The organism is Nitrososphaera sp. AFS, assembly GCF_009898475.1.
In the GTDB taxonomy this organism is placed as follows: Archaea; Thermoproteota; Nitrososphaeria; order Nitrososphaerales; family Nitrososphaeraceae; genus Nitrosopolaris.
In genome coordinates, this window is the sequence record NZ_QURE01000078.1 from 1 (window position 1) to 8,827 (window position 8,827).

General features: G+C 38.6%; 10 protein-coding genes and 1 pseudogene. 8 read left to right on the forward strand and 3 right to left on the reverse strand.

Annotated features, from left to right (window positions below; genetic code table 11):
* Both DYY65_RS08540 and DYY65_RS08545 read left to right on the forward strand, forming a co-directional pair.
* Window positions 1–490 (forward strand): annotated as a pseudogene (locus tag DYY65_RS08540) (hypothetical protein); the annotation flags it as partial.
* A 528-nt stretch (window positions 491–1,018) separates the two neighbouring features.
* Window positions 1,019–1,558: a hypothetical protein gene (locus DYY65_RS08545; protein WP_162477544.1), complete on the forward strand. Its 540-nt coding sequence runs from the start codon at window positions 1,019–1,021 to the stop codon at window positions 1,556–1,558.
* Window positions 1,559–1,669: 111 nt separating this feature from the next.
* Here the strand turns inward: DYY65_RS08545 and DYY65_RS08550 are convergent, their stop codons facing one another.
* Together DYY65_RS08550 and DYY65_RS13045 are read right to left on the reverse strand one after the other, a co-directional pair.
* Window positions 1,670–1,825 (reverse strand): hypothetical protein, encoded by a 156-nt coding sequence (locus tag DYY65_RS08550; RefSeq protein WP_162477545.1) that lies wholly within the window; start codon window positions 1,823–1,825, stop codon window positions 1,670–1,672.
* Window positions 1,818–1,940 (reverse strand): FUN14 domain-containing protein, encoded by a 123-nt coding sequence (locus tag DYY65_RS13045; protein WP_162477546.1) that lies wholly within the window; start codon window positions 1,938–1,940, stop codon window positions 1,818–1,820. The genes DYY65_RS08550 and DYY65_RS13045 overlap by 8 nt, the downstream gene beginning before the upstream one ends.
* 215 nt (window positions 1,941–2,155) lie before the next feature.
* Here DYY65_RS13045 and DYY65_RS08560 point away from each other — a divergent pair, with 215 nt between their 5' ends.
* The 6 genes from DYY65_RS08560 (at window position 2,156) to DYY65_RS08585 (ending at window position 6,809) form a co-directional block, all read left to right on the forward strand.
* Window positions 2,156–2,353: an AbrB family transcriptional regulator gene (locus DYY65_RS08560; protein WP_162477547.1), complete on the forward strand. Its 198-nt coding sequence runs from the start codon at window positions 2,156–2,158 to the stop codon at window positions 2,351–2,353.
* A gap of 78 nt (window positions 2,354–2,431) precedes the next feature.
* Window positions 2,432–2,560 carry a hypothetical protein gene (locus DYY65_RS12750; RefSeq protein WP_255457493.1) on the forward strand — a complete coding sequence of 43 codons (129 nt, stop codon included), beginning with the start codon at window positions 2,432–2,434 and terminating at the stop codon, window positions 2,558–2,560.
* Between the two features lie 603 nt (window positions 2,561–3,163).
* Window positions 3,164–3,433 (forward strand): hypothetical protein, encoded by a 270-nt coding sequence (locus DYY65_RS08565; protein ID WP_162477548.1) that lies wholly within the window; start codon window positions 3,164–3,166, stop codon window positions 3,431–3,433.
* Between the two features lie 560 nt (window positions 3,434–3,993).
* The gene (locus DYY65_RS08575) at window positions 3,994–4,371 is read left to right on the forward strand and encodes a DUF488 domain-containing protein (RefSeq protein WP_162477550.1); all 378 of its coding nucleotides are present in this window, start codon (window positions 3,994–3,996) and stop codon (window positions 4,369–4,371) included.
* 37 nt (window positions 4,372–4,408) lie between these two features.
* Complete coding sequence (locus DYY65_RS08580; RefSeq protein WP_162477551.1) at window positions 4,409–5,887, forward strand: hypothetical protein; 1,479 nt, start codon at window positions 4,409–4,411, stop codon at window positions 5,885–5,887.
* A gap of 277 nt (window positions 5,888–6,164) precedes the next feature.
* Entirely contained in the window at window positions 6,165–6,809 is a 645-nt protein-coding gene (locus DYY65_RS08585) for a hypothetical protein (RefSeq protein ID WP_162477552.1), read from the forward strand.
* Between the two features lie 120 nt (window positions 6,810–6,929).
* Here the strand turns inward: DYY65_RS08585 and DYY65_RS08590 are convergent, their stop codons facing one another.
* Window positions 6,930–7,376: a hypothetical protein gene (locus tag DYY65_RS08590; protein WP_162477553.1), complete on the reverse strand. Its 447-nt coding sequence runs from the start codon at window positions 7,374–7,376 to the stop codon at window positions 6,930–6,932.
* Between the last annotated feature and the right edge of the window lie 1,451 nt (window positions 7,377–8,827).

An 8,827-nucleotide genomic window follows, 5' to 3' on the forward strand; every position in this document is an offset into this window, starting at 1 on the left:
AGGTATTGATTCATGTGGTAACGGTGGAAATGGTGGGGAAACTCGTGGTGGTAGTGCCAACGGAGGAAATGGAGGAAATGGCGATTTGGTTGACCAACACCCCTGCGGCACTAATGGAGGCGTAGGAGGTTTCGCAATAGGAACTGGCAGCCAAGCGAATGGAGGAAATGGCGGACAGGATTTCGGGAATGGTGGCAATGGTGGTGTTGCTTTAAACGGCGGTGTTGCTAATGGTCAGGACGGAACCAATAGTGGTAATGGCGGTAATGGTGGTTTCGCAATAGGACCAGGAAGTGAAGCCAATGGTACAAATGGACAGAATGGCGGTGTAGCGGTAGGCGCTGGTAGTGATGCCAACGGAGGAGGTGTTGCATTAAATGGTGGTAATACAAATGACATGAGTGGCGGCATTGCACTAAATGGCGGCCAGGATCATCAGGGTTGTAACGTGGCAATAGGCAGCCATTGTTTCAACGTGCCTGGAAGGTGATATCTAGAAGGTGTTGGTTGACGGTGTGGCCCCACAGCGTCATCTTGGTGTGAGCCTCTCTACTAGCGGGGTTTCCGATCAACCATCACTGATGTATACCTGCTTCTACCTTTACGTCATTATCTGTAGAACATATTCCTTTTGGTTATAGAATAACGACAATACTTGGTCTATACGGAAGTCAATATTTTTGTTATTAAAAATATGAATACATTATCTTCACTTTGTGAAATGTAGATCTAAATAATGAATATGCGAGAAGTATATTTACTCTCCAACGTATCTAAATTAGACGGACTTCAACACCAATCACTGGTTCCAGGTATCCCTCCCTGGGGCCAATTTGTTAGGACGGCGATTCGTTTCCTTCCAACATGTTCTCCGAATAAGTAAGAGCAAGATGATTATAGAAATGATCACGGCCGTTTACCTCAGTTGTTCCAATTTCTTCCTTTTGCTTTGGATTGACTCATCAAGACATAGTAGACTATTAACTGTTTAGTAAAGGGGATATGACGAGAAACAAGTATGCCAGATACTAATATGAACACAGCCTATAAATGGGCATCCGAGTTGGCAAATAAATCTCATCTAATCTACATATTAGACATCAATCAAAGGGTAGAATTGATTTCTGAAATTAATGAACTGTTGGGCCGCTACATCAATGATGATCTTAAATCTGGAGGTTTTGGTCTTTTTGAAAAATTTCCGGAGATCGTCAAAGAAATTATCCTTAACAGAATTGATGATATAATAAGACATTACAAACCTCTCGAGACAAATCAAAAATATAGAAAAAGCATAGGATTGCGCCTGTGGTCAGGCTGTCTCTCAGCAGCTAAAGTAATAGCACTCGAAACTCGAGACGGACCAAACACGCCAAAGATGCGAGCTGATGGCTTTCAAGTGTTAGATCCTATTGCAGACACTGATCCAGTCTTTTGTGCAGGCCTTGAGTCTGCGCCATTGTTCAAAAAAAGGAATCAACAGTGTTTCACATTTAATGGAGTTCCTTTAGCTTCACCTGTTCGACGATATCCGAATGAGTATTTAGTGGACAAATAGGATAAGGTATCGAAAATGGGCATGTAAACTTATAGTAGTGTAAACTAACGTACATAAGCATTGTTTTTTCCGATTGCAAGAGATATCCTTCCAGACCAATTATAAAGTAATTTATCCTCTCTTTAGTCCCATCATCAATCCTGGTACAAATCCTAGTCCAGCAGCCACAGGTAGCCCTGATATTGCAATAACAGATGAATGTGCTACTGCAAACTGCGTAGATGTATTGTTAAGTACATGAACCGTCTGTTCATATGCATTAGTCAATGTATATGAACATACATATAGCCATTGCAGCCCATTTTACATCTAACAAGCCCTTATAGGATAAATAAGCAAGTGCAGTTACGAACAACCCAATAATTATGGCAGCTATCTTCATTACCTAATATACCAAATAGAAAACCTCCACCTCCTGAAAAGATTAAGTCTTCTACTGGCAATTGAAAACCTCCTTTCTATATCTTATGCAGTTTTGATTCATTAATAGCCCATCTTTGTTCATTCATACCTAGTACTAGGGTAATAGTTAGCTTTATAGTTTGTGGTTAAGATCTTGGCATAGTTTTATTAATCAATGTCACTTATCATATTGGATTGGGAGAGATTACTTCACTTGCAAAGAATGCTAAATCATTTGCTTCACTAAGAACTACTATACCAATATCTATAGTGAGACAATGGAAGCTAAAGTCAAAAGACAAGTTGTATTGGGAATGGGAGATAAGAGATGGTAATATGGTTGCAGTAGTAAGAAAACATGAAGAGAAATCGAAGCGTAAAACCCAAAAATGAAATTTGACGACAATGATATGTACCGTCCAAAACAAACAAAAGTTGCGTTTTATATAGCATGTTTCACATAACCAGTCGATGGAAAAGAAAGATATACAAAAGGAGACATTAAAACCAGTCAATAAGATAAAATCTGAAGAGGATAAGGAATTACAAGAATTAGAAGTGGAATCGAGTGGTGGCGGACAAGGTGCAGGAGGAGGTTGAGCAACACCAAACGATAGTTCTGGTACTATTTGAGTGAAGTCTAGTTAGAGTTTAATCTTTTCCTCTGCCCCTGTCTTTCTAATTGAGGTATGTTTAGCAATGTCAAGTAAAGTTCGACCTTACGAAATATCTCTGCCTTTTTTACATCTTTCTTTGTCCAGTACACGATATATAATTTATATAGTTAAATAGGCTTGAATAAGCCATAAGGTTGTCTAAAGTCTACAAATAACATTACTAATTGTGGTGGTTATGCCTAAATAGATGTGTTAAATTCTCTTTTTCTAAAAGACTTATTACTAATTAACACGCAACAAGATAATATAATATGGGTGTTGTATTTATGCCCCCAAGGATCTGGATAGAGGTAAAAGGATTGTTATAAATAATGCAATAAAGGACTTTGTTCCGGATACTAAATGTAATGTCAACAAATTGTTTGATTCTTGGGAAGGAAAAAAATCAGAAGAAAGACTAAAGGAAATATTAGGTCAAGATACAGCTGAAAAGTTATTGAAGAAAATTGATATCAAGAATGAAGAAAATGATATGTAGCCGTATGATAAGTTTGATAGGCTTGTTACAGTTTTCATAGTTAAACACATGACATCCAAAGATCTCCCAACTTATAGGAAGGTAATTGAAAATGCAGTCAGGAATTTCAGTCCTGATATTAAAGATCATATCTTGAAAGAACTTGATTTAGAGAAAAGGAATGGATCTATTCAATTCGAAGAGAGATTGAAGGAAATATTAGGTCAAGATAAGGCTGAGAGCTTATTGAAAGAGATTAAGGCAAATAAAAACGAAATAACTAATGATGAGAAGGAAGATCTACAAAATATGTTTAAGGATTCTCTAACCTTCGATTGAAAGCAGCCAATATATTGCCAAAAGGTATACAAAACTATACTACAAATGGGAGCGAAAGAGTCAGATTCTTCTGGAGATGTCCAAGGGCGAGGCCTACCAGAATTTTGCCACTTCAATAAGAGCTTATCAAACCCTGAAAACCTACAGATATCAGCTTGTGCAGTATGTGTCAAGGGTGCGCGATACATTAGACCTGGATAAGATATTTGTTGCTGACCTAGACAACCGCAAACAAGCCGCCTTTTCCAGACCTGGGAGATAGATGGACATGTAAAAAGAAGGAGATCAATGGACAGTGGGATATATGGCAGACTGCATTGAGACTAGTCCAAGGTTATGGAATGTCAATAAGATCAAAAGAGGATTGGGCAAAAACATACGTATTGGATTCAGCATCTGCAAACTTTGTCAACAGGAATAGGAACATCATACCTGACTGGTTCGTTCAGGCTAATAGACCAATCCCCTATGATCTATTAAAGACACCTTTGGGATATTCTCATTAAATAGAAAATGTTCTAGACAGATAAAAATCAGGTATTAACGAATTATAATAGGTAATGGTCAAGATCTTTACTATCGGACACTCAAACCATAACTGGACTGATTTTACTTCTACTTTGAAAGACAATCATATAGATGCAGTAGTTGATGTACGTCGTTATCCAGGATCTAAAACATGTCCACAATTTAACAAGGAGGAGATGATTAAAGTACTCAAGAAAGAAAATATACCATATGTACACATTGAGAAGCTTGGTGGAAGGCGAAAGCGATCAGATACCAAAAGATCTGGTTACGATGATAATAGTGGATGGAAAAACAATAGCTTTAGAGCCTATGCTGATTATATGGCCACCACATCATTTAGAGAAGGTATCCATGAGATACTTTCACTTATGACAAATTATAATAATTTAGCTATTATGTTGTATTGAATACTAAATTATATAATACGTTTTACTACCATCGGCTGTGAACAAAAATGCTTCAGGGTCTAAAGTAACCGCCCATGCTGGTACAGTTACAACTGTAGACACTGCTGCTGAAAGAAAGTTGGAAAACGCCACAGAAGGACTACCGTCTCGCTTTTCTGGCCTCCTTCAAAGGATGTTCAACATACCTGCGAACAACAATAACAATAGAGAAAATGCTTTAACCATATGTGATTATATACAGTCTCTAAAATCAGAGATCAACCTATCCACTAATTACAGAAGGGATGTTATAGAACTGCTATACAAATTCTCAACACTCTTCAATAACAAATCCTTTATGGACATAACCAGGGAAGATGTAATATCCTTCCTGGATAGTTTTCGCAAAATCGATAGCGTGGATCCTTTGCATAAATGGGTCGGGACATACAATATATACGCAATCCACTTAACTAGATTTTTCAAATGGCTGTATAACCCAAGTATAGAACCAGACAAGAGACCCAAACCTAAAGTTGTTCAGAACATACCACGACTTAAACGAAAGGAGAAGTCAATCTATAAACCAACAGACATTTGGACTCAGGAAGATGATTCCTTATTCCTGAAGTATTGTCCTAATGTAAGGGATAGATGTTATCATGCAATCTCTAGAGATTCAGCATGCAGACCTCATGAACTATTGAAATTGAGGATAAAGGATGTAGTATTCAAACTTACACCTGACAAAAAACAGTATGCCGAAATCCTAGTCAATGGTAAAACGGGTACTAGACCTATTCCATTAATAGATTCGATACCATACATAAAAGATTGGATTTCACAACATCCTCAGGGCGGTAATCCTAATAGTATATTGCTATGTGGATTCGGTAAGAGTCTAAACAGAGTGATTAGTATACTAGGTCTTCATAGGAAATATGCCAATTATAGGAACAAGTTCTTCCCCAAACTGCTAGACAGTCCAGCTGTCCTGCCAGAGGACAAGCAAAAGATCAAGGAATTGCTCAAAAAACCATGGAACCCATACATCAGAAGACATAGCGCTCTAACTGAGAAGTCCACAATACTGAAGGAACATACTCTACGTCAATATGCAGGTTGGTCACCCGGCTCTAATATGCATCTGAAGTACTTACATTACTTTGGCAATGAATCTAATGATAACATACTAGAAGCATACGGGATAATTTCTAAGGACAAACATCTATCAGAGGCACTAAGACCGAAACAATGTCCTAACTGTAACGAACCAAACAAACCGGATAGCAAGTTTTGTGCTAAGTGTAGGATGGTACTAACGTATGATGCATATAGTGAAACACTCGAATCAGAGAAGCAGAAAGAAGATAAATTATCCATCATGGAAAAACAGTTTAATGCCATGCAGTCACAAATGCAATCTCTAGTTTCAACACTTTCTAAACTCACAGAACAAGGGCAAGTAAATACAGTAGCACAAACACTTTACTCTTCTGGTATTTTGAGGGAAGGAGCAGGAGCGAAAGAAAAATGATTTGTGATATTAAGAATGACCGCATATCGCTGCATAGTTGCCATTTTGGTTAATGGTGATCTCGTTTTGGGTGTATACGGTCTACCAAATTGTGTAATTTTTCTGTTTGCATTAGAACATATATAAGGGTAGTTGTAGCACAGGTCTACTTAGTAACACCCTTCGAGGGAGTTAAAATTACGTGAGTGCTCCCACATAAACCTTATAGGGAACATCGTAGTTACTCCCTAGAAATGAGTTCATTTTTCAATTCTATCGTTTGTGTGGGTAATAAACCATGATAACGATTCCAAAAAAGGCCATAGTTTTTGTAGTTGCGTCTTTCTTAGGTGCGGCATTAATTTTTAGTTTATATTCTGTACCTGCATCTGTTCTAGCGAAAAGTACAAAAGGACCAATAACATGCCGACCGTTATTTACGTTGGCTGGTAATGCACCGCACGTCCAATGTTGCCAGACAACTACCTTCCCTAGTGGTTTTAGATCAACTTCCTGCACTACGTGTGATAATACACAACCACCTAGCAACTGCGGCCCAAGTTATCCGGGACGTGCAGGAAGTAACCCAACGGTAGGGCCTACTCAATCAGGAAATGGACTTAATAGCACTGGGGCAAAAACTAACGGACAAAGTGGCCTGCCTGGTCACTTAGGAACTGTGCTTCCTTCTTCAGGTAGTAACAATACCAACACTGGGACGCTGCCTGCGTCAACCGTAACCAAGGAACATAATACCTCTTCTCCCCAGGTACTTAGTTCAACAGGAAATCCTAGTAATAATCAACAAACATCAGGACATCACCACCATAAAGGTGAACCGGATGGGGGAACCTCCTCGAGTGGAAACACAAACAATAATCCATCAAATGGAGGAACTAGCAACGGTAAGAGCAGTAATAACAACAATAACAACAAGAAATAAGATAAGAAGCAGGCAGTGCCTAGTAGTGCAGACCGATCGGTTTGCTTCTAGTTATCCGCTTTGTTACAGATTAACAACTTCCCGCTACTACTGATTGACAGTTCAATGTAATATAGTGATTTATTTTATAGTAAAAGTGGTACCCATAGTAATTGGGAGTGTATTATTTGAATTTTCTTCAGGTGCAGAAGAGGCTTTAGCGTTGTAAGTTCCCGCTTGTACTTCCTTTCCGTCATAATCCTTTTGATCCCATTGAACTGTTTTCGACTCACCTGGTTTCAGTTCAGACATAACTTGTGATCCAAGCATTCCAGCCTGTTGGTGAGTTCTGGTATTTTGTATCGTCAAACCAAGGGTTGAATCAGGGAATTCTAATGTGCTTTTCCCATTATTTTTCACAGTTATAACAACAGTCTCACCTGGCTTGTACGTTTTCTTATTTGTACTTAAGTGCAAGGTTGATTTATCTTGTGCATTGGTATAATCTATCATATAACCAAATATTATAACAGATGAGATTGTTATTATTACTGCTATTAAGCAATGAGAATTACCAAGTTTATACATTTGTATTATTCTCCATATTGCTTTTGGGCCCATTGACATGTTTTACACTAAGTGATAGACATAGGGATATTGACTTTGAAGTTGGTGTTGATGTTGCTATTGATGCAGGCAATTGACAATAAATTATTCGGACAGGGATATAATATCTGGGATTATACTGCAATGCAGAGCAAACCTACTTTTGTATTAGAATCAAAAATTGTGATTGTTGTTAGTGACAACTCTACTACAAATATGCCCTGTATTTGATGAATAGCCACATAAAAAATGCTAGAAATGTGTTGTTGGATATGCTGACAAAATGAGTTCCTGCTCCCGATAAAGTATATCCTTCAGGGGAGTAAGGAATATGTTCTACTGTTTGTAATGTAATGGTACAGCAAGCACATCAGTGGTGGTTGATCGGAAACCCCGCTAGTAGATGAGGCTCACATCACAATATAAGATGACACTATGGGGAGAAACCATCAACCAGCACATTCATGATTCGTGTTACTGTAATACCCCCCTCTAGAGTCGTTGAAATACTGGACACGCTAGGTTGCTGAATAACCTCAAATACTGATTAAAAGAAAAAAGGAGTATTGTTTCCAGTTATATTACAACACATATGATGCTTCACTTCTTAACCTTCCTTCTAAGTTCCCATAACTCGTCTAGGGTTTTATTAAAGACGATATTATAGGTATCGCCCATTTGACCATAGCGTTTTATCCTGTTCAAAGTGTCCTCCCCAAGTGTAATTGTCTTTTTATTTCTAATTACAAACCTGGTTTTCATGCGGGAGATTACATAAATTTTGCTGATATGTGTAATGTTATACAATGCATTACATGGTTGGTCTAACACTCCTGGCCAATGATGTTGAATATATTTAGCACGATGAATCGACGTGAACATATCCGGCGTGTGCAAGATACCGTAAAGCAGTGGGCCAAAGACCACCAGTTGATTTTGGCATAGAACGAATCGAATTGAGCAAGACTAGTGTACTGATATAGAGAAAAGATTTGTTTAGCCATATTTGCAAATAGACGTCTAATGGCGGAACACGTCGTTACATAATCAATGTCCCATATGCTGGGCGGTTTGGAAAGCAACGTCTTTCTTCTTTTTCTATCTCAAAACTGACCTAGCCTAATTTAAAAGCTTTTCAGAGGTTCGGAAAATGTGACTGAAATCGCCGATGGAGCTCAGCCCACCAGGGTAGTAGGAAAGCACGGCCCCTACTGAGCTGAGCAAGAGTACAAGTGGCTCCGCCTTGTCCTCTCGAGGGATAACGTAAGACAGGGCGAAACCAGCATGACCAGTCTATACTAGACCCTGAAGATACATAAACAGCCCGTGTACCGTGCATTGCAATATCATGCTTACTTTTGGCTAAATTCTCTGGAGAACGGAGTTTGGCCAAATGTAGCGTGAATCAAATTTTCGGATGTAACTATCCCTAG